This window comes from Kitasatospora indigofera (assembly GCF_014655955.1).
Classification (GTDB): domain Bacteria; phylum Actinomycetota; class Actinomycetes; order Streptomycetales; family Streptomycetaceae; genus Kitasatospora; species Kitasatospora indigofera.
The window spans coordinates 1-615 of sequence record NZ_BNBO01000185.1 but is presented as its reverse complement, the minus strand read 5'-3'; the positions used below and the strand labels follow the sequence as shown (position 1 = coordinate 615).

Below are 615 nucleotides of genomic sequence, written 5' to 3'. Positions count from 1 at the left end.
GGTCCTCCAGCTCCTGGCGGGCCTGCTCGATCTCCAGGTTCTTGGTCTCGATGTCGCGGTTCTGCGCGGCCAGCAGCGCGGCCTTCTCCTCCAGTTCGGCGTTGGAGGACTGCAGGTCCTCCTGGCGGGACTGGAGTTCCCGGGAGCGGACCTGCAACTCGGCGGTGAGCCGCTGGGACTCGCCGAGCAGCTCGTCCGTCCGGGCGTTGGCCACGATGGTGTTGACGTTGACGCCGACGGTCTCCATCAGCTGGTCCAGGAAGTCCCGGTGGGTCTGGGTGAACCGGTGCACGGAGGCCAGCTCGATCACCCCCAGGACCTGCCCCTCGACCACGATCGGCAGCAGGATCAGGGAGTTGGGCGCGGTGGCGCCGAGGCCCGAGGCGATGGTGACGTACCCGGCCGGCACGTCGTCCATCGAGATGGTGCGCCGGCTGCGGGCCGCCTGCCCGACCAGCGACTGGCCGAACCGGAAGGACAGCGGCCGCCCCGGGCTGCCGGGCAGGTCGCGCATGCCGTACGAGCTGATCAGCCGCAGCTCCGGGCCGTCGGCGGTCTCGTCGGCGAGGTAGAAGGCGCCGTACTGGGCGCCGACCAGCGGGGTGAGTTCGTCCA

The 615-nt window shown here is 70.7% G+C and carries 1 protein-coding gene; it reads right to left on the bottom strand.

Features of this window, described 5'->3' with window-relative positions; all coding sequences use genetic code 11:
- Window positions 1–615, bottom strand: a 615-nt coding sequence (locus IE329_RS40080) for a GAF domain-containing protein (protein WP_190215996.1), incomplete at both ends; no start/stop codon positions are given.